Genomic DNA, 19,475 nt, shown 5'->3' with positions numbered 1-19,475 from the left:
CCGGAACCCCCGGTGACGGCGGCCCGGTCCTGCGCACCCTGGACGGCGGGTCACCCGCTGCGCCAGCATGGAACCCCATGCCCGAGACGCCGAAGTCCGCCCGCAGGATCGCCGATGAGCTACGTCGCCCAGGTGGCGGCACTCGACCCGGCGACCTCGACCAGACTCGGCCTCCACCCCGAGGACCACCGGCAACCGGACCTGTCACCGGAGGGGTTCGAGGCGCTCGCCGAACTCGCCCGGCGGACGCTGACCGCACTCGACACCGCGGTGCCCGTGCACACCGCCGCAATCCCCGACCCCGCCGCCGACCCCGCCGACGCGGACTGCGCCCGCCTGCTGCGCGAGCGGCTCACCGCCGAACTCGCCGTGCACGAGGCCAGGGACCACTTCCGCGAGCTGCGCAACGTCAACTCCCCCCTGCACAAGGTGCGGGGCGTCTTCACCATGATGCCCACCGACACCGCCGAGCACTGGGCCGCCGTCGCCGGGCGGCTGCGCAACGTCCCCGGCGCACTGGACGGTTACCGGGCCACGCTGGCCGAGGGCATCACCCGCGGGCTGCTCTGCGCGCCCCGGCAGGCCCGCGCGGCGATCGCCCAACTGGACGCCTGGACCGGCCGGAACGGCCGACCCGGCGGCGGGGCGAGCTGGTTCACCGGCTTCGTCGCGGCCGGTCCCGCCCCACTGCGACCCGAACTCGACGCCGCCGCCGAGCGCGCGACCGCCGCCGTCGCCGCCTTCCGGGACTGGCTGGCCGACACCTACCTGCCCGCCGCCGACGGCACCCCGGACGCCGTCGGCCGCGAGCGCTACCTGCGCTCCGCCCGCTGGGCCAACGGTGCCGAGATCGACCCGGCCGAGGCGTACGCCTGGGCCTGGGAGGAGTTCCACCGTACGGCCGCCGAGATGCGGGCCGAGGCGGAGCGCATCCTCCCCGGTGCCGGCGTCCGGGCCACCATGGACCACCTCAACGCCCACGGCCACGCCGTCGAGGGCGAGGAGAACGTCCGCGCCTGGTTGCAGCAGGTCATGGACGAGGCGATCGACGCCCTCGACGGCACCCACTTCGACATCACCGGCCCGATGCGCCGGGTGGAGTCCAGGATCGCGCCGCCGGGAAGCTCGGGCGCGCCCTACTACAACGGCCCCAGCCTCGACTTCAGCCGCCCCGGCCGCACCTACCTGCCCGCGCTCGGCCGTCGGTCCTTCCCCACCTGGCAGCTCGTCAGCACCTGGTACCACGAGGGCGTCCCCGGCCACCACCTGCAGACCGCCCGCTGGACCGCCTGCGCCGACCGGCTCAGTACCTACCAGATCACCCTCGGCGCGGTGAGCGCCAACAAGGAGGGCTGGGCGCTGTACGCCGAGCGCCTGATGGACGAGCTGGGCTTCCTGACCGACCCCGCCCGGCGCCTCGGCTACCTGGACAAGCAGATGCTCCGGATCATCCGGGTGATCGTCGACATCGGCATGCACCTGGAACTCGCCATCCCGGCCGACTCGGCCACCAGCGAATGGAGCAGCTGCCCGGGCGAACGCTGGACCCCGGCCCTCGCCCTCGAGTTCATGGCCGCCCACCACGGCAGCGAGCTCCCGCGCCGCACCAGCGAGATCGACCGCTACCTCGGCTGGCCGGGCCAGGCCATCGGCTACAAGCTGGGCGAACGGGCCTGGCTGCAGGGCCGCGAGGCGGCCCGGCGCCGCCAGGGCGCCGACTTCGACCTCAGGGCCTGGCACACCGGCGTGCTCGCCCAGGGCTCCCTCGGCCTGGACGACCTGGCCGCCCGGCTCGCCGAGGGGTAGCCCCGGTCAGCGGTTGTGACACCCCACCGGCGCCGGGGCTATCGTGAGATGAGAAGCCGAAGACGCGGGGATCGCGCGCCTCGGGAGGGGCCGGACCGCTCCCAGGAGGGCGTCATGAACGACGTGGCAGGACCCGGCGGGAACCCCCCGGCGCCGGACCAGGAGCGGGTGCAACTGGCCTACCAGGTGGCCATGAACCTGTGCGACGCCCAGGACCGTACGGTCGGGAACCTCAGAACCAGGGCGTCCGGGATCTTCGCGGCCGCCGCCTTCGTGGTCACCTTCTCGTCCTCCGTGCACCTGATCGGGAACGCCGCGGCAGTCGAGTTCCCGCTCTGGGCGGCCGTTTCGCTGCTGGGCGTCATCCTGGTCCAGGGCTTCGTCGTCATGCTGGTGGTCTGGCCGAGGCCCTTCACGTTCGGTCACTCCGTGATGGAGGTGCTGGACCCGCCGTCGGCCGAGGCGGGCGGTCCGCCCGTCAACCGGGCGCTGGTGCTCCGGCTGGTGCACACCCTGAACGAGAACAAGCGGCAGATCGAACTGTTGGCCCGCTACTACCGGTGGGCCACGCTCCTGTTGCTGGTCGAGGTCGCGCTCGTCCTCGCGGCGGTGATCTCACAGTTGTGACCGTCCGTGATCGGAGTGGGAGATGTCGGATCGGATCGGGAAAGGCCAGGGCCGGAAGCGGGAGGACCAGGACAACCGGTGGCCCACCTATCGGAGCGTGGAAAACGACCGACTGATCCTGCGCCTGGTCGTTCCCGAGGGTGTCGACGCCGCCGGCGTCGGAGAGATCCTGACCCGGCACGACGTGCGCTTCTCGAACGTCGAGGACCTGTCCGGCGAGGCGGAGAACGTCCAGGTGGACCTGATCGGCGGCGAGGAGATGGCGGACCGGGCCGAGGCCGTCCTCAGGAACGAGTTCGTGGGCAGCACACGCAGCGACGACTGAGGTGCCCGCACGCAGGATCGCCGGGAGCAGACGATGGAACGCGACGTCCTGGAACTGGAGATCTCGGGCCACGACGACCGCTACTCCGTCCGGGCCTGGGCCGGAGGCGGACCCCGGGCGTCGGCCGACGGCGTCCCGCTGAAGGTCGCGGAGCTGCGGACGACAGCCGGCACGCTGCAGGTCCCGGTCCGGAGGCTGAACCTGGTGGCGAGGTCGGGCGGCGGCGAGTTCTCCATCCGGGGCGACACCGCACGTCAGATCGGTGACGCGCTGTTCGAGGCGGCCCTCCCCGGCGAGGTAGCGGAGCTGTACGCCAGCACCCGGCGTGCCGCGGCGGCGCGGGGCCGGCACCTGAGGCTGGTGCTGCGCCTGGACGACCCGCAGCTGGCCGTGCTCCCCTGGGAGCTGATGCACAGCAAGGAGTTCGGATACCTGTGCCTGGACCACGCGCTGGTGCGCCGGGTCGAACCGGCCCACAGCGTGGCGGCGCTCAAGGCGGATTCGCCCCTGCAGGTGCTGGCGGTGGCCGCCCGGGCGCCGGACAAGCCCCGGCTGGACGTCGGCAGGGAACGCAACCACCTGAAGCGCAGCTTGGCGGCGCTGGAACGCGGGGACCTCGCCCACCTGCGCTGGGTGACCGCCCAGGACTGGACGGCGATGTTCGCCGCGCTGACCGGGGGCTGCCACGTCTTCCACTTCGTGGGCCACGGCCACTACGACGAACCCAGGCAGGAGGGTGCGCTGGCCTCCGCCAACGTCTCCGGAGAGCCGGCGGACATCCATGCCGAGCCCCTGGGCAAGGTCATCGGGGAAGCCGCCCCGAGGCCCCAGCTGGTGGTCCTGAACGGCTGCGAGACCGGTAGCGCGAGCGACCAGGCCCCCTTCTCAAGCGTCGCGGGAGCACTGCTGCGGTTCGTCCCGGCCGTGGTGGCCATGCAGTTCAAGGTCACCGACGCCGCGGCGATCGTCTTCGCCCGGTTCTTCTACCAGGCACTGATCGCGCTGCGCCGCCCGATCGACGTGGCCGTGCACCAGGGGCGGCTCGCCATGCTGCTGGAGGACGACGAAAGCCTCGCCTGGGCCACGCCGGTGCTCTACGTCCGCGATGACCAGGACATCCGGCTGTTCGACATCGAGCGACCGCAGGCCCACCAGGAGAAGGCCGCCGAGAATCTGGTGGTCGACGAGGCGCGGCTGATCGCGGCCGACGCGGCCCGCCGCACCCGGGTCACCGGCACACCCGCGCTGGTCCAGGACCGGGCGGCGGAGCCCGCGCTCGGGGACTTCGAACTGCTCTGCCCGACCGCCCGCCGCGGTCTGGTCCACCTGCGGCGCAGGAACGACACGGCGGGCATTCCGTGGGATCCGCCGGCCACCGTTCTGCCGGAGCTCGAAGGGGCGGAGGCGGTGGGGATGGTGGAGAGCGACCTCGATGGCGGGCGGGGCAGTCTGGAGGTGGTGGCACGGGTGGGGGAGGAGTTGTGGTTCGCGTGGAACGGGACGCGGGAGCCGGATGGCTGGCAGCTGATGGCGGAGCCGATCGCGGCCGGGGCGAGCGGCAACCCGGTGCTGCTGCAGGACCGGTTGGGGGATCCGGGGGACTTCGAGCTGGTGTGCCCGGCGGTCGGTGGCGGCCTGCTGCACCTGCGCCGCAGCAACGACGTACGGGGCTACCCGTGGAGCGAACCGTACGCCTTCGGGCTGGAGCTCGGGGCGGTGGACGGGGTGGGGATGGTGGAGAGCGACCTCGGTGGCGGGCGGGGCAGTCTGGAGGTGGTGGCACGGGTGGGGGAGGAGTTGTGGTTCGCGTGGAACGGGACGCGGGAGCCGGATGGCTGGCAGCTGATGGCGGAGCCGATCGCGGCCGGGGCGAGCGGCAACCCGGTGCTGCTGCAGGACCGGTTGGGGGATCCGGGGGACTTCGAGCTGGTGTGCCCGGCGGTCGGTGGCGGCCTGCTGCACCTGCGGCGCAGGAACGGCGTCGCCGGCCTGCCCTGGAGCCGGCCCTACGCGATCGCCCGGGACCTGGAGGTCGACGCCGTCTGCATGGTCCAGAGCACCTTCGGCGGCCGGGACGGTCGGCCGGGCGGCAACCTCGAACTCATCGCGCGGGTGGGCGACTCGCTGGAGTTCTTCTGGAAAGGGCCGCCGCCCGGCTTCTGGCGGCACCTCGCCTTCGATCCCCGGCACCCGCTGGTCACGGCCCTGGCACCGAGCGGCGGCGAACCGGATCCGGGAACCCGCCGACGCTGAGGGACGCGAGATCCGCTTCGGCATCCGGCTGCGCCGCGGTCGGTCGCTGAGGGCGGCCGGCCGGAGGCTGGAGAAGCTCTGCGGGGGGGTCGGCTACGCCTCGTCCAGCTCGCGGAGGGCGTGCTCGACGGCGCGGTGGAAGGCCGGGTACGCGACCGTTGGCGGGGCGAGGGGCCGTGGGTGACCGGGCAGTCCTCGTCCTCGGTGGAGTTGTACACGGTCAACCGGACCTCGGTGCCGTGGGCGAGGGCGGTACCCGTTCCTGGGAGAACCAACGCTGATCGGCCTCGGGGCGCAGCGAGGAAAGGCAGGCCGTCACTCCCCATCCCTGCCCCTGAGTCGGTCGTGTCCGAGTCAGAGGTGCGAGCATGACCGGATGACTGCGAGTTCCCATGAGCTACACGAGCTGCACCGGGTGACGACACCGGTTCTGGAGATCGCCTACCACCGGACCGGTGAGCGCCGCCGGAGGACCGACGCTCCGGTCATCCTGCTGCACGGCTTCCCCTACGACGTACGGGCCTACGACGACGTGACGCGGCTGCTCGCGGAGGCCGGCCGGGAGGTGCTGGTGCCGTACCTGCGAGGGTTCGGGCCGACCCGGTTCCGGGCCGAGGCGACCCTGCGCAGCGGCCAACAGGCCGCGCTCGGAGAGGACTTGACCGACTTCATGGACGCGCTGGGGATCGAGCGGGCCGTCGTCGCGGGCTACGACTGGGGCGGGCGCGCGGCCTGCGTCGTCGCGGCCACCAGCCCGGAGCGGATCCACGGTCTGGTGACGGCCGGTGGCTACACCATCCAGAACATCGCCGGCGCGACGGAACCAGCGGCGCCGGAGGCGGAGCACAACTTCTGGTACCAGTACTACTTCCACTCGGAGCGAGGCCGCCGCGGGCTGGAGCGCAACCGCGAGGAGCTGTGCGGGCTGCTCTGGCGGCTGTGGTCGCCGACCTGGGCGGCGGCCGAGGAGGCGTTCGCCGCCTCCGCGCCCAGCCTGCACAACCCGGACTTCGTCGAGGTGTCGATCCACTCCTACCGGCACCGCTACGGCCTGGTGGACGGGGACCCGCGCTACCAGGCGCTGGAGGACCGGCTCGCCGCCCAGCCGCCGATCGAGGTGCCCACGGTGGTGCTGGTGGGCGGTGCCAACGGGGTGATCGCGCCCGCCGACCAGCAGGGCACCGAGCGGTTCACCGGTCCGTGCGAGCTGCGCACTCTCCCCGGGGTGGGCCACAACGTCCCGCAGGAGGCGCCGGAGGCCTTCGCCGAGGCGGTCCTGAGCCTGAGCTGATCCTGTGCCGAGCGTGAGCCTGAGCCTGAGCCTGAGCCTGAGCCTGAGCCTGAGCTGATTCTGACCTGGTCCCGTGCTGAGCCCGTCCTGAGCTGATCCCCGGGCCGAGGCGCGGGGGCCGCCCGGCGGCGGCCCCCGCGCTCATCCGGCCGTTACTAACCGTGCGTGACGCACTTGTTGGCGCTGTTGGACCACAGGCCCTGGAGGTCGAAGGTGCCGGTGCTCAGGGTGACGTAGGCGTCGAGGTTCTCGCACTCGTCGCCGATCTCTCCGCCGCCGCCGTTCCAGCCGATGCTGGGCCAGAAGTCGGTGACGGTCTCGGCGTACTCGTGGGTCTCGGTGGACTCGATGCCGGAGAGCAGTCGGCCGTCCGTGAACGTGGTGCAGGCGCCCGCTCCCTGGTCCGGGATGTACGGCAGGTTGGTGTAGGCCAGGGTGCCGTAGGAGCTGCTGGTCTTGTCGTGCCAGGCGCAGAAGCCGGTGTTGGGGAAGCCGTCCGGGTGGGTGCCGGTGGCGGAGACCACCACGTACTGGGCGTTGAGGTTGGGCGCCTGGGTGGTGTTGCCGAAGTGGGCGGCGGCCTTGCCGGCCTCGGCGGCGATCTGGGTGCTGGTCGCGTTGCCGGGGGCGGCGGCGGAGTTGTCGAACCAGACGCCGGCCAGCGGTGAGGACGTGGGGTGCTGGACGTGGATGCCGTTGGTGCCACAGTTGGTGGTGCCCTTGGCGACGCCCTCGCAGTACTGGTCGAGGATGGTGCCCCAGGTGTCCTGGCTGCCGTAGAGGCCCTTGAACATGTTCTGCATGTCCGGCGCCACCCCCGCCGGGTCGGAGGACCACTGGCTCCCCCAGAAGACCAGGTACACCTTCGGGGTGGGGGACACCACGCCCTGGCTCGCGGAGGAGCGGACCGAGAGGGTGTTGGTGGTGGTCGCGGCCGTGCGCTGGGCGGCACCCGAGTGGAGCGGCTTGGCCCCGAAGTGGGCGGGTGCCGGGGCGGGTTGCGCCTCGGCCCCGGTGGCCAGCGTGGTGGTGCCGAAGGCGGCCAGGGCCAGCGCGGTGAGGGTGTGGGCGGCGGCCTTGAGCGGTGTGCGCATGCGTCTGCTCCCGAGTGTGAGGGTGTGGGAGGTTTATCCGTGCCCGTTGGGCCCGGACACCACATCAACTCGGGGGCGGCGCCGTCCAGATGGTGGACGCGGCGGTGCGAATCCTTTGCCGTGCTCATACCAAGTCCTTGTCGGTGAACCGCCGGCGACACCGGGTTGGGTCGTCCGTGACAACCGGCACTACGATGCGCAGCGACGTTTGCCGATCGATCGACGGGGGATCCGATGACGGGTCAGTGGCAGGAGCTGGGCACGTCCGGCGGGATCGAGGCGTACGTGCACCGCCCGGCGGGCGAGGTGCGCGGCGCGGTGGTGGTCTGCTCGGAGCTGTACGGGGTCAACCCGTACCTGCGGGGCGTCTGTGCCGAGCTGGCGGACCTCGGGTACGTGGCGGTGGCACCGGACTTCTACTGGCGCAGCGCCCGCCGCACCGAACTCGGCTACAGCGCCGAGGAGCGCGAGGCGGGCCTGGTGCTGATGCGCGCGCTGGACCGCGACGAGCTGGTCGCCGACGCCGCCGAGGCGCTGGCCGCCGCCCTGGCCCTGGCCGACGGGCGCGGCGTGGCCTTCGTCGGGACGAGCATGGGCGGGCACATCGCGGTGCGCGCGGCCACCGAGCTGCGCTTCGAGCTGGCCGCGGTGTTCTACCCGGGCTGGCTGCTCAACTCCGGTTTCCCGCTGGTCGGTCCGGTGCCGCCGCTGGAGACCGCCGAGCGGATCGCCGCCAACGGCGTGTACCTGCTGGGCTTCTGCGGCGAGCTGGACCACATCCTCCCGCAGCCGGAATGGCAGGAGGCCGAACGACGGTTGACGGACGCCAAGGTGGGGCACGAGTTGGTCACCTATCCGGGCGCCCGGCACGGCTTCGCGTCCGACCGCCCGGAGGACCACGACGCCGCCGCGACGGCCGACGCCTGGCGGCGCGTCCACGAGGCGCTGGCCGAGCGGCTGTAGCTCGTTCCGGCTTCCGGTGTTCCGGCTTTCGACGGGGGAGGGCGATGGACGAGCAGCAGCGCACCGAGCCCTGGTACGCCACCGCGCTGCGGGCCGGGCTGGAACTGGTCGGGTGGATCGGCCTGCCGGTCGCGCTGTGGCCGCACTCGATCCTGCTGGCGATCGGCGTGGACGTGCTGCTGATCGGTGTCCCGGCGCTGCTGCAGACGCCCGGGGACAAGCCGGGGACGGTCGTCGCGGTGCCCGGCTGGGTCACGATCGTCATGGTCCTCGCCGAACTCGCGGGCGCGGTCACCGCCGCCTGGCTGCTCTTCCCGAGCTGGGCGGCGGTGCTGGCCACGCTGCTCGCGCTGGCCTGTTGCGGCACCGAACTGCCGCGTTGGCGCCGCCTGTTGAGCTCATGAACGGGCCCCGGTGCGCCAGGCGCCGGGGCCCGCTCGGGCACGTCGGTCAGTGCAGGACGTCCAGGAAGTTGGTGGCGTTGTCGACGAAGTAGACGGCGTCCCGGTCCAGGTCCACCGCGAGGCCGAACAGCGCGCCCGCGCCCGGCGGGCTGCCACTGCTGTCGAGCGTACGGACGGCGACCTGGTCGCCCGCCGGGGTGGTCTCGACGATGTTGCCGTCCCCGGAGTTCACCGTGAGGATGTCGCCGCCGGGGGCGATGGCGAGGCCGAGCGGGCCGCGGAGGTGGCCGTCGGTACTGACCACGGTGCCGGTGCCGGCGTCGCTGCTGCGGTGGACGGCGTCGGGGATCGCGGTGATCCGGTTGCCGAGGGTGTCCGCCACGTAGAGCGTGTCGTCGTGGCCGAGGCCGACGCCGGTCGGGCCGATCACCAGGGCGGCGGGGTCGGTCCGCTCGCCGAAGCCCGAGCCGATCACGGTGGTCGCGATCCGCCGCGGCGGCTGGTCGCCCTCGCGGCACAGGGTGATCCGCAGCACGGTGCCCTGGTCGACCTCGTGCCCATTGCCGGCCACCGTGCCGTTGAGCACGTTGGTGACGAACAGCTCGTCGGTGTCGCCGTGGCTGACGGCGGTCATGTCCCAGGGGCCGTTGATGCCGTCCCCGGCGATGGTCTCGCGGACCGTGCCGTTGCTGTCCAGCACCAGCAGGCAGCCGGCCTGGGCGGTGGCGGAGGTGCCGTCCGAGGTGGGCAGGCTGCCGACCACGACCCAGCCGCCCGGCAGCACGGTCAGCGCGGTGGTGAGGCCGACGCCGCCGGGGCAGGGACCGGGCAGGTTCGCCGGGTCGATCTGGGCGAACAGTCTGGTGGTGCCGTTCGGGCTCACCTGCACCAGGGTGGTGCCGGTGCCCTGCTGGTTCTGCTTGTTGTTGAAGTTGCTGACCAGGACGTTGCCGCGGTGCAGCTTGCCGACGGTGTGCCGGACGGTGAAGGTGCCGTACGGGTTCACGTCGCCGTTGCCCGGGACGGTCGAGGCGATCTGGGAGACGGTGTTCAGCGGACCGAGGAAGGGGGGCTGGGCGACGGCCCCGGCGGAGGCGGTGGCGCCGAACAGCAGCGTGGCGGTGGCGGCGAGGCCGACCCGCGCCCAGCGCCTGGTCCGGGAAGCGAGCGCGACCGGCGGGCGCGAAGAGTGAGTTCTCATGACTCCAAGTTAGGTAGCCGTCGGCGCATCCGGCGCGGGGGCCTCGGCCGATGGGGCGGTGCGAGGTGGTACGGGTGTGCCGGGAGGCGTCGGTGTGGGCGCGGGTCGGCAGGAGGGAGCGGCTGCTTCCTCTCGGTCAGCCGCCGGCCATCCTCTCCGGGCCGGACGTCCGTTCGGCCGAGCCGGGGAGGGCGGCTCCGTCGTGCGGTCCGTGCCGGCGCAGCAGGACGGCCGCCTCCCGGTCGGTGACCTCGTGGAACTCGCCGTACCAGGGCCCGGCGGCGTGGGCGTAGCGGGGCAGGTGGAGGCAGACCAGGGCGTCGACCTCCCGGCGCAGCTCGTCGGCGATCCGGGCGTCGCACAGCGGCGCCGCGAGGACCAGTCGCGCGGGGCGGTCGCCGAGCAGGGTGCGGACGGCGGTGTGCGCGGTGAGCGCGTCGGTGAGGCCGTCCGAGACCAGGACGACGGTGCGCCCGCGCAGGCACAGCGGAGCCCGGCCGTCGCGGTAGAGCGCCTCGCGGCGGTGCACCTCGGCGCGCTCGCGCTTGACGCTCTCCCCGACCTCGACCGGGGTGACGCCGAGGGTCTTCAGCGACTCCCGGTCGAACAGCGGCGGGTCGCCGTCGGCGATCGCCCCCACCGGGCGGTCGTGGCCGGGCACGCTCAGCGGCCGGACCACCGCGACGTCGAGCGGGGCGTCCAGGGCCTTGGCGATCTCCGCGGCCACCGGCAGTCCGCCGGGCGCCAGGCCGAGCACGACCACCCGGCCGGCGGTCCGGTCGCCGACGAACGGGAGGACCGCCTGGGCGAGTTGGTGTCCGGCGGTGCTTCGGTCGAGGAATCTCACGGGCATGTCTTCTCCTGGTTCGGCCCTCTCCTGGCGGGCGGTCCTCACGCCGCGCTCCGTACCGTGCCGGCGAGGGCGGGGATGGTCCCGCCCGCCAGGACGGCCCGGCGCTGGCTCGGCGACAGCCGGTGGGTGAGCCGGTACTCCTCGTGCCGGGTGGTGTTGTGCGCGGTGATGTGCCCGTCGGCGTCCGCGGCGAGGGCCCGGTGCAGCCCGGGCAGGGTCAGCCGGTCACCGGGCTCGATCCGGTCGTAGTCGGCGGGATCGGCGAACTCCAGGGCGAGGACACCGAAGTTGGCGAGGTTCTGCCAGTGGATCCGGGCGTACGACTTCGCCAGGACGGCGCGCAGCCCGAGCAGCCGCGGGGTGATCGCGGCGTGCTCGCGCGAGGAGCCCTGGCCGTAGTTGTCCCCGGCCACCACCAGGTGGGTCCCGCTCTCCCGGGCCCGGGCCGGGTAGTCGGGGTCGATCCGGGTGAAGGTGAAGTCGGCGAGCTTCGGCAGGTTGGAGCGGTACGGGAGGGCCTTGGCGCCGGCCGGGGAGATCTCGTCGGTGGAGACGTCGTCACCGGTCTTCAGCAGCACGGGCGCGCTCAGCTCGTCCGGCAGCGGGTCCAGATCGGGCAGCGCCGAGATGTTGGGGCCGCGGACCAGCTCGACCGTCCGGGCGCGCTCGGGCGGCAGCGGGGCCTCCAGCATCAGCCGGTTGACGCAGGCGCGCTCCGGCAGGTCCAGCTCGGGCGGCTGCACGCCCTCGCGCAGCGCCCAGGCGCGCGGGTCGGTGATCCGGCCGGTCAGCGCGGAGGCGGCGGCGGTCTCGGGCGAGCAGAGCCACACCGAGTCGTTCAGGGTGCCGGAGCGGCCGGGGAAGTTCCGCGGGAAGGTCCGCAGCGAGTTCCGGCCGGGGGCGGGGGCCTGGCCCATGCCGATGCAGCCAAGACAGCCGGCCTGGTGGATGCGCGCGCCGGCGGCGATCAGGTCGAAGGCGGCGCCGGTGCGCATCAGGTCCTGCAGCACCTCGCGGGAGCTGGGGTTGACGTCGAAGCTGAGCTCGGCGGAGGTCTGCCGCCCGTGCACCATGGCCGCGGCGACGGCGAAGTCGCGCAGGCCGGGGTTGGCGGAGGAGCCGATCACCACCTGGCCGACCGGGGTGCCCGCCACCTCGCTGACCGGGACGACGTTGCCGGGCGAGCTGGGCCGGGCGACCAGCGGTTCCAGGGCGGAGAGGTCGACCCGGTCGGTGAGGTCGTGGCGGCAGCCGGGTTCGGCCGTGACCGGGCGGAAGTCCTCCTCGCGGCCCTCGGCGGCGAGGAAGGCCCGGACCGCGTCGTCGGCGGGGAAGACGCTCGCGGTGGCGCCCAGTTCGGCGCCCATGTTGGCGATCACGTGCCGGTCCATCGCGGTCAGCTGCTCCAGGCCCGGGCCGTGGTACTCCAGGACGCGGTGCAACGCGCCCTTGACGCCGTGGCGGCGCAACAGCTCCAGGATCACGTCCTTGGCGCTCACCCAGTCCGGCAGCCGTCCGACCAGCCGGATGCCCCAGATCTGCGGCATGGTGAGCCGGTACGGCTCGCCGGCCATGGCGAGTGCGACGTCGAGCCCGCCGGTGCCGATGGCGAGCATGCCGAGCGCCCCGCCGGCGCAGGTGTGGGAGTCGGAGCCGAGCAGGGTCTTCCCCGGTACGCCGAAGCGCTGCATGTGGACGGGGTGGGAGACGCCGTTGCCCGGCTTGGAGTACCAGAGCCCGAAGCGGTGGGCGGCCGAGCGCAGGAAGAGGTGGTCCTCGGCATTGCGCTCGTCGGACTGGAGGATGTTGTGGTCGACGTACTGCACGCTGAGCTCGGTGCGGACCCGGTCGAGTCCGAGGGCGTCGAGCTCCTGCATCACCAGGGTGCCGGTGGCGTCCTGGCACAGCGTCTGGTCCACCCGCAGGGCGACCTCCTCGCCGGATACGGGCCGGCCCTCCAGCAGGTGGTCGGTGATCAGCTGCATGGCGACGCCGAGTGGTTCGGTCATGGTCCTCGGCCTCCGGGCGGGTCCGCTGGTGTGGGGGCGGTCAGCTGTTGGGGTCGGCGGCGCTGATGTCGGCGAGCGCGGAGTCCGGGTCCCGCTCCATCGCCAGGTCGCCGATCGAGACCACACCCACCGCCCGGCCGTCGTCCAGCACCGGCAGGCGGCGCAGGGCGTGCCGGCGCATCAGGTCGACGGCGTGCCCGACGTCGTCGTCCGGGGCGACGGAGACCAGCTGGGAGCTGCAGACGTCGCCGACGTTGGTGCTGTCCGGGTCCAGGCCGGCGGCGAGCACCCGGACCACCAGGTCGCGGTCGGTCACCAGGCCGAGGAGCCGGCCGTCGCCCGAGACGTCGTCGGAGACCAGGACGTCCCCGATGGCGGTGTCGCGCATCCAGCGCGCCGCGTCGCGCACCGAGGCCAGCCGCGGCACGGTGACCGGTGCGGGCGTCATGATCTCCTTGATCTTCCGGCTCATCACGTCCTCCAGGGCGATCGGGTACGGGCCCCCGGTACGGTCCCCCGCGCAGGCGCGTCTGCCCGGCGCCGTAGTCCGGAAACCGCTTCCGCGGTCCCGGGCGTGAAGTGCGGGAGGCCGGGATCCGGGGGCGCGGCCCGGGACGGCCGCAGGAGCGCAGCACGGCGCGGCGGCCGGAAGGAGTCCTCCGGCCGCCGCGGGACGTCGAGGTGTCAGGCCGTGGCGAGCGCCACCTCGGTCGACTTGATCAGGGCCACCACCTCGGTGCCCGCCGCGAGGCCGAGGTCGGTGACGGCGTCCTTGGTGATGGCTGCGGTCAGCTCGCCGCCCTGAACCGAGACCTTGACCGTCGCCATGGCGTTGCCGGTGGCGATGTCGGTGACCGTACCGGGGAGCTGGTTGCGGATGCTCAGCCCGGACACCGGGCCGGTGGCGAGGGCGACCTCGGTGGACTTGACCACCGCGTGCACCGCGCTGCCCTCGGCCAGGCCGAGATCCTTCACGGCGTCCGCGGTGACGGCGGCGGTGATGACCTGGCCGCCCTGAAGCCGGGCCTTGACGGTGGCCATGGCCTCGCCGGTGGTGACCGAGGTGACGGTGCCGGGGATCCGGTTGCGAATGCTGAGGCTCATGCGCGGACAACCTCTCGAGGAATCGGTTGCGGCGGTTCCGGAGTTTCCTCCGATTACTCTACCGGGATTGGTCGGGAGAGGATTGGCGGTGCGAATTCGAGGTGAATTGCCGCGAATTCGATTGCGTTTCCATGGGAAATGGCCGCTCTTCCCTCGCAGCTGCGACGGCTCCGGTGCCGGCCGGGTAGCGCCGTGTCCGTTGTTTGAGCCGGCGATGCTGGGCACACGCAAGGGTGGGACACGCGGACCCGCGGGTCGATGTGCCCGTACCGGCGCAGGCCCGCGGGCCGGAGAGCAGGGATCGGAAACGGCCATGAACGACCAGGGATCCACATCATCTACTTCGTCGACGGGCACGGCCCTGCTGCTGCGCCCGGTGGAGTCCGCCGCCTCCGCCGTGCGGCACGTGCCGGGAGCCGGGGCCGTCGGCGGGATGGTCGACGGGGTGCTCGACACCGTCGGACTGGTGTCACCGCGGGCCCGCCGGATCGCCGCCTACACCGGCGCCGGGCTGCTCGGCGTGCTGGGCGTGGTCGAGTGGCCGGTGGCCGCGGCCGGTGCGGCCGCCGTCTGGCTGACCCAGACGCGGCCGAGGAGCCGTGCCGGGGCCGCCTCGGCACCCGCCCGGGCGGGCCGGTCCGCAGCGAAGAGCAGGACGGCGAAGTCGAGCAGGCCGAAGGCCGGGTCCGCAGCCGGGACTTCGCGGACGTCGACGGCGTCCAAGGCGACGGCGTCCAAGTCGACGGCGTCCAAGGCGTCGAAAGCGTCGAAGGCCTCCCGGCCGGGCGGCAAGACGCCGAGCCGCCGTCGTACGACCGCCACCGCGTCCGCCGGGTCGTCCCGGCGGAAGACCGCCTGACCCGGCAGATCGGGGCTGAGCCGTGGTGCTGCGCCGACTCGCCCGACTACCGGCGAAGGGCCTCGGGCTGACCCTGGCCGTACCGGTGGTCCTCGCACGCTCCGCTGTGCCCACGGCCCGCGTCGCCGCCCGGGTGGCCGCCTCGGCTGGGCGGGTCGGGGCCCGGACCACGGTCCGCACCACCGTCCGCACCGCCACGTCGGCCGCCGGGACGGCGGCCCGGATGGGCCGGGTCGCCCGGGCCGCCGCCGAGACGGGCACGGGCTACTGGCACGCGGGCTCGCGGATCCAACTGCCGCTGCGCCCCCGCGCCGCCGGCACGGCGCGCAACGTCGAGGCGGCCGCCCGCCGGGTGGCGCTGGGACTGGCCACCCGGCCGGACGTGATCGCCGCCTACTGGGACGGCGGCCTCGCCCGGCTGGTGGTGCAGCTGACCCAGGACGCGGCCACCGACCGGGTGGTGCAGCGGGCCACCGAACTCGCCGCTAGCCAGCGCCTGGAACGGGTCGACGAGGACGTCCTGGAAACCGCCCACCCCGGGCGGACCGGCAGCATCCGCGCCCAGACGCTCGCCCTGGCCTGCGACGCCGTCGGCTTCACCACGGCCGTCGGGGCACGGGTGCTTCCGCTGCGCACCGGGCCCCGGCTGGCCACCGCCCTGGTCGCCCTGGTCCGCGAGGACCCGGACGTCCGCGCCCTGCTGCGCCGCCGCCTCGGTGACGCCGGCTCCGACCTGGTGCTGGCGGCGGCCGGCGCCGCTTCCTACGGCATCGGGCAGTCGCCCGGCGCGCTGGCCCTGGACGCGGTGCTGCGGACCGGGCGGCTGCTGGAGACGATCGCCGGAGCCGCCGCCTTCGACGCCGCGTACGACACGGTCTGCGCGCCCGGCCGGCTGAGCCTCGCGGGCACCGGAACCGCCCGGCCCGCACTGCGCCCGCTGCCGTACGAGGAGTTCGAGGAGCAGGCGGTCGGCGGCACCCTGCTCGGCGCGGCCGGGGCGCTGCTGTTCACCCGCAACGTGGCGGAGGCGGCCGAGGGGCTGGTGGCGGGCAATCCGAAGGCCGCGCGCTACGGTCCGGTCGCGTTCACCACCGCGCTGGGCACCGTACTCGCCCGCGAGGGCGTCCTGGTCCGCGACCTGGAGCGGCTGCGCCGGCTGGAGCTGGTCGACACCGTGGTGCTGCACCCCGACTCGCTGCGCGGCCCGGGCCGAACGGTCCTGGAGGTCCACCCCACCGCGCCCGACTGGGACCACGACCGGCTGTGGCAGGCCGCCGTCGCGGCCCTGGACCGCCCGGACACGGAACTCGAACTACGTCCGGTGCCGGACCAGTTGGACCGGCCGGACGCCGGAACGGGCCTGCTGGTCGCCGCCGCCGGGGGCGTGGACGTCGGTACCGTCCTGGTCGGACGGGAGATCGCCCCGGTCGCCGAGGCCGCGCTGGACGCCGCCCGACGCGCCGGGCTGCACGTCGTGGTGGCCGACGACGGCACGCTCGGCGACTTCGGCGCCCTGGCCGACCAACTCCTCGGCAATGAACGGTCCTTGGCCGACGCGGTGCGCCAACTCCAGCGCGAAGGGCGGGTGGTGCTCACCGTCGCCCGCGTTCCGGCGGGCGGCGGAGCAGAGTTGACGGGCCGTAACGAGTCGACGGACCGCGCCGAGTTGACGGACAGTGCCCGCGAACTGCTCGCCGGCCTGCTGCGCGGCGACCTCGCGGTCGCGGTCACCGACGCGGACAGCGCGGTGGTGTGGGGCGCGGACCTCCTCCTGCTGAACGGGCTCGACTCCGTCTGGCGGCTGCTGGCCGCGATCCCCGCCGCCCGCACCGTCGCCCGCCACTCCAAGACCCTGGCCGAGGCGAGCGCCGCGCTGTCCGGACTCCTGGTGGTCACCCGGGGCCGGCGGCCGCACGGCACCCTGCCGGTCGCCGCCCGGCTCTCGCCGGTGAACGTGGCGACCGCCGCCGCCCTGGTCTCGGGCTGGCGGGCCGCCCTGCGGGTCGGCACCCGCAGCGCGCCCCACCCGCCGCCGCGCATTCCCTGGCACGCGCTCGCGCCCAAGGAGGCGCTGGCCCGGCTCAAGGGCGTCCGCCGTCCGGTGCGCCGCGGCGGACTGTGGGCCCGGCAACTCGCCGCCCACCCGGCGCTGGGCGCGGCGGGCCGGCTGGTCGGCGCGGTTCGCTCCGAACTCGACGATCCGCTGACACCGGTCCTGCTCGTCGGGGCGACCGCCTCCGCCCTGCTGGGCTCGACCGTGGACGCGGCACTGGTCGCCGGAGCCCTGGCGATGAACGCGCTGATCGGCGCCGTCCAGCGGCTGCGCTCCGAACAGGCCCTGTCCGCACTGGAAGTGACACAGCATCAGAGAGCCACCGTGGTCGACGGCGAGCGGACCCGTACGGTCGCCGCCACCGAGCTCAGGCCCGGTCAGGTGATCGAGCTGAGCACGGGCGAGGTGGTGCCCGCCGACGCCCGACTGATCGAGCTGGACGAGCTGGAGGTCGACGAGTCCGCGCTGACCGGCGAGTCCCTCCCGGTCACGAAACAGCTGGACGCCACCCCGGAGGCCACGGTCGCCGACCGCCGCTGCATGGTCTTCGAGGGCACCACCGTGGTCGCCGGGCACGCCCGGGCCGCCGTGGTCGGCACGGGGGAGGACACCGAGGCCGGACGGGCCGCGCACCTCGCCGCCCGCACCCCGCCCGCCGGGGGCGTCCAGGCCCGGCTGCGCGAACTGACCGACCGCAGCCTGCCGTTCACCCTGCTCGGCGGAGCGGCCGTCGCGGGCCTGGCCGTGCTGCGCGGGCGCCCGGTGCGCCTGGCCGTCCGGGGCGGGCTGGCCGTCGCGGTCGCCGCCGTACCGGAGGGCCTACCGCTGGTGGCCACCGTCGCCCAGCTGGCCGCGGCCCGCCGGCTCAGCCGCCAGGGCGTGCTGGTCCGCACCCCGCGCGCGCTGGAGGCGCTCGGCCGGATGGACACCGTCTGCTTCGACAAGACCGGCACCCTGACCGAGAACCGGCTGCGGGTGACCCGCGTCGCCACGCCCGACGGCACCCGGTACCCGGCCGACGACCCCGCCGCGGCCGCGGTGCTGCGGACGGCGGCCCGCGCGTGCCCGCCGGCCGAGGACGGCGAGGCCGTGCACGCCCACTCCACCGACGAGGCGGTGCTCGCCGCCGCCCCGGAGGACCTCGGCTGGACGCCCGCCCAGACGCTGCCGTTCGAGGCCAGCCGCGGCTACGCCGCCGCGACCGGCACGCCGGACGACGGCCGGGCCCTGCTGGTGGTGAAGGGCGCGCCCGAAGCCGTGCTGCCGGCCTGCGCGGGCGCCGGGAAGCGCGCGGACGCGACGGTGGCGGCGCTCGGCGCGGACGGCCTGCGGGTCCTCGCCGTCGCGGTGCGACCGCTGCCCGACGACGCCGGCGACGTGCTCGAAGGCCCGCTGGAGGAGCTGGAACTGGTCGGCTTCGTCGCCCTGGCCGACACCCCGCGCCCCGGGTCCGCGGCGCTGGTCGAGGGCCTGCGCCGGGCCGGGGTGCGGCCCGTCATGCTCACCGGCGACCACCCGGCCACGGCCCGCGCGGTCGCCATCGCCCTCGGCTGGCCCGAGGACCTCGAGCTGGCCACCGGCGACGAGCTGGCCGGCCTCGACCGCACCGGCCGCGCCCGGGCGCTGGGCGGCTGTGACGTCGTCGCCCGGGTCGCCCCCGAGCAGAAGGTGCTGGTGGTCGAGGCGCTGCGGGAGTCCGGGCGGGTGGTGGCGATGGTCGGGGACGGCGCCAACGACGCCGCCGCCATCCGCTCCGCCGACATCGGGATCGGGATCGCCGCCCGCGGCTCCGCGGCCGCCCGCAACGCGGCCGATCTGGTGATCACCGACGACGAACTGACCGTGCTGACCGACGCGGTGGACGAGGGCCGGGCGCTGTGGCGCAGCGTCGCGGACGCCATCACCATCCTGATCGGCGGCAACGCCGGCGAGATCGGCTTCTCCCTGCTGGGCACCCTGCTGTCCGGGCGCGCCCCGATGTCCACCCGGCAGATCCTGCTGGTCAACCTGCTCACCGACATGTTCCCGGCGATGGCCGTCGCGGTCACGCCGCGGGACGATCCGCCGAACGGGGAGAGCACCCGGCGGGTCGGCACCGCGGCCCTGGACGCCCCGCTCGCCCGGCAGATCCGGCACCGCGGCCTGGTCACCGCCGTCGGCGCGACCACCGCCTGGCTCATCGGCACCACCACCCCCGGCTCGGCCCGGCGCACCAGCACGATGGCCCTGTGCGGCGTCGTCGGCGCCCAGCTGGCTCAGACCCTGACCGGGCGGGCGCGCAGCCCGCTGGTGCTGGCGACGGTGCTGGGCTCGGCGGCCGCGCTGGCGGTGATCGTCCAGACGCCCGGCGTCAGCCGGTTCTTCGGCTGCACCCCGCTCGGCCCGGTGGCCTGGGCGGGCGTGGCGGCCTCGATCGCCGTGGCCGTGGCCGCGCCGCCGCTGATCCCGCAGGTCGAGCGCCTGCTGCTGGTGGCCCTGGCCCGGGCGCTGGCGGCCGTTCGGGGCACGAGGGCGTGACGTCGGTGGGGAGCGGGCCGAGCCGCCACGGCCCGGGCGCCGCCCGGGCGGCCGGATCACCACCTCCGGCGCCACCACCGAGTTCAGTCCGCCCACCACCGGATCCTCCCCGGTCG

The 19,475-nt window shown here is 74.2% G+C and carries 15 protein-coding genes; 9 read left to right on the top strand and 6 right to left on the bottom strand.

Annotation, left to right across the window (positions count from 1 at the left end):
- Positions 1-114: 114 nt before the first annotated feature.
- The 5 genes from ACWCYO_RS01805 (at position 115) to ACWCYO_RS01785 (ending at position 6,302) form a co-directional block, all read left to right on the top strand.
- Positions 115-1,806 carry a DUF885 domain-containing protein gene (locus ACWCYO_RS01805; RefSeq protein ID WP_449783027.1) on the top strand — a complete coding sequence of 564 codons (1,692 nt, stop codon included), beginning with the start codon at positions 115-117 and terminating at the stop codon, positions 1,804-1,806.
- Positions 1,807-1,920: 114 nt separating this feature from the next.
- On the top strand, positions 1,921-2,433 hold the full coding sequence (locus ACWCYO_RS01800; RefSeq protein ID WP_270140615.1) for a hypothetical protein: 513 nt from the start codon (positions 1,921-1,923) through the stop codon (positions 2,431-2,433).
- A 97-nt stretch (positions 2,434-2,530) separates the two neighbouring features.
- Complete coding sequence (locus ACWCYO_RS01795) at positions 2,531-2,758, top strand: hypothetical protein (protein ID WP_449783026.1); 228 nt, start codon at positions 2,531-2,533, stop codon at positions 2,756-2,758.
- 33 nt (positions 2,759-2,791) lie between these two features.
- On the top strand, positions 2,792-5,011 hold the full coding sequence (locus ACWCYO_RS01790; protein WP_449783025.1) for a CHAT domain-containing protein: 2,220 nt from the start codon (positions 2,792-2,794) through the stop codon (positions 5,009-5,011).
- Positions 5,012-5,426: 415 nt separating this feature from the next.
- Positions 5,427-6,302 carry an alpha/beta fold hydrolase gene (locus ACWCYO_RS01785; RefSeq protein WP_270140611.1) on the top strand — a complete coding sequence of 292 codons (876 nt, stop codon included), beginning with the start codon at positions 5,427-5,429 and terminating at the stop codon, positions 6,300-6,302.
- Positions 6,303-6,457: 155 nt separating this feature from the next.
- On the opposite strand, the gene ACWCYO_RS01780 is transcribed toward ACWCYO_RS01785, so the two are convergent.
- Positions 6,458-7,396, bottom strand: coding sequence for a hypothetical protein (locus ACWCYO_RS01780; RefSeq protein ID WP_449783024.1), 939 nt, complete (start codon positions 7,394-7,396; stop codon positions 6,458-6,460).
- A 234-nt stretch (positions 7,397-7,630) separates the two neighbouring features.
- Here ACWCYO_RS01780 and ACWCYO_RS01775 point away from each other — a divergent pair, with 234 nt between their 5' ends.
- Both ACWCYO_RS01775 and ACWCYO_RS01770 read left to right on the top strand, forming a co-directional pair.
- A complete protein-coding gene (locus ACWCYO_RS01775) occupies positions 7,631-8,359 on the top strand; it encodes a dienelactone hydrolase family protein (RefSeq protein ID WP_270140609.1) in 729 nt (242 codons plus the stop codon).
- Between the two features lie 44 nt (positions 8,360-8,403).
- On the top strand, positions 8,404-8,763 hold the full coding sequence (locus tag ACWCYO_RS01770; RefSeq protein ID WP_449783023.1) for a hypothetical protein: 360 nt from the start codon (positions 8,404-8,406) through the stop codon (positions 8,761-8,763).
- Positions 8,764-8,809: 46 nt separating this feature from the next.
- Here ACWCYO_RS01770 and ACWCYO_RS01765 read toward each other — a convergent pair whose 3' ends face one another.
- The 5 genes from ACWCYO_RS01765 to ACWCYO_RS01745 all read right to left on the bottom strand — a co-directional run bounded on the left by ACWCYO_RS01765 (position 8,810) and on the right by ACWCYO_RS01745 (position 13,930).
- Positions 8,810-9,964, bottom strand: coding sequence for a hypothetical protein (locus ACWCYO_RS01765; protein ID WP_449783022.1), 1,155 nt, complete (start codon positions 9,962-9,964; stop codon positions 8,810-8,812).
- 136 nt (positions 9,965-10,100) lie between these two features.
- Positions 10,101-10,817: a phosphoribosyltransferase gene (locus ACWCYO_RS01760; protein WP_449783021.1), complete on the bottom strand. Its 717-nt coding sequence runs from the start codon at positions 10,815-10,817 to the stop codon at positions 10,101-10,103.
- A gap of 38 nt (positions 10,818-10,855) precedes the next feature.
- Complete coding sequence (locus tag ACWCYO_RS01755; RefSeq protein WP_449783020.1) at positions 10,856-12,826, bottom strand: aconitate hydratase; 1,971 nt, start codon at positions 12,824-12,826, stop codon at positions 10,856-10,858.
- A 40-nt stretch (positions 12,827-12,866) separates the two neighbouring features.
- On the bottom strand, positions 12,867-13,298 hold the full coding sequence (locus ACWCYO_RS01750; RefSeq protein ID WP_449783019.1) for a CBS domain-containing protein: 432 nt from the start codon (positions 13,296-13,298) through the stop codon (positions 12,867-12,869).
- 212 nt (positions 13,299-13,510) lie between these two features.
- Positions 13,511-13,930, bottom strand: coding sequence for a TOBE domain-containing protein (locus ACWCYO_RS01745; protein WP_449783018.1), 420 nt, complete (start codon positions 13,928-13,930; stop codon positions 13,511-13,513).
- Positions 13,931-14,243: 313 nt separating this feature from the next.
- On the opposite strand from ACWCYO_RS01745, the gene ACWCYO_RS01740 reads away from it, so the two are divergent.
- Positions 14,244-14,789 carry a hypothetical protein gene (locus tag ACWCYO_RS01740; RefSeq protein WP_449783017.1) on the top strand — a complete coding sequence of 182 codons (546 nt, stop codon included), beginning with the start codon at positions 14,244-14,246 and terminating at the stop codon, positions 14,787-14,789.
- 22 nt (positions 14,790-14,811) lie between these two features.
- A complete protein-coding gene (locus tag ACWCYO_RS01735; protein WP_449783016.1) occupies positions 14,812-19,359 on the top strand; it encodes an HAD-IC family P-type ATPase in 4,548 nt (1,515 codons plus the stop codon).
- The last annotated feature ends 116 nt before the right edge of the window (positions 19,360-19,475 follow it).

Source organism: Kitasatospora sp. NPDC001683 (assembly GCF_053596495.1).
Note: the sequence above shows the minus strand (reverse complement) of the source record. Positions and strands in the feature narration are given on the sequence as shown.